The following is a 686-nucleotide window of genomic DNA, read 5'->3' on the forward strand; positions in this document are numbered from 1 at the left end:
GGGCTGATCACCCACCGTCAGCGCCCCGGCACCGCCAGCGGGATCACCTTCCTCAACCTCGAGGACGAGACCGGGATGCTCAACGTCGTCTGCTCTCCCGGTGTGATGCGGGTGCACCGACAGGCGGCCCGCAACAAGGTGGCCGTGGTGATCCGTGGCCGCCTCGAACGCGAGGACGGCGTCACCAACCTGCTGGCCGATCGGATCGAGTCGATCGACACCGTCCTGCCCGGCGCGGGTGCGGCGCTCCAGGCCCGCCAGTCCTCGCGCGACTTCCGCTGATCAGAGCCCGTCGGTGTTGTACTCGTCGCCGCTGACCAGCCAGGCACCTTCGACCAGTGTCACCTGGTAGAGCGTGGTCAGCTTCGGCGCGATCTCGGAACCCACCTTCACCGTCGCCACCCCGTCGCTCACGGTGAGGTCAGTGAGGAGCACGTCCTCCTTGGTGAAGAGAGGCTTGCTGTAGACCTTCTCCCAGGCCGTGCAGGCCTCTTCTCGGGTGGCGTCGTCCTCGGCGAACAGAGAGATGTCGCGCAGGTACTCAACGGTGGTCAGGTTGCAGTCGCCGGTGACCAGGAACTCCCGGACCGTCTCCTCGATCGCGGTCCTGTCTGCAGCGCTGAGTCCGCCCGACCCAGCGTCGCCGGCGGTCGCTGCCGTGGTCGCCGTGGTCGGGGCATCGTCCG

Annotated in this window: 2 protein-coding genes; one reads left to right on the plus strand and one right to left on the minus strand. The window is 67.9% G+C overall.

Going from position 1 to position 686, the window contains the following annotated elements:
* On the plus strand, positions 1-282 hold a 282-nt coding region (locus ACOADB_RS06760; protein ID WP_378597190.1), incomplete at its 5' end, for an OB-fold nucleic acid binding domain-containing protein.
* Here the strand turns inward: ACOADB_RS06760 and ACOADB_RS06765 are convergent.
* Positions 283-686 (minus strand): hypothetical protein (locus ACOADB_RS06765; RefSeq protein ID WP_378597191.1); only part of this gene is annotated, 404 nt, incomplete at its 5' end.

The organism is Nocardioides sp. CPCC 206348, assembly GCF_048654705.1.
Taxonomy (GTDB): domain Bacteria; phylum Actinomycetota; class Actinomycetes; order Propionibacteriales; family Nocardioidaceae; genus Nocardioides.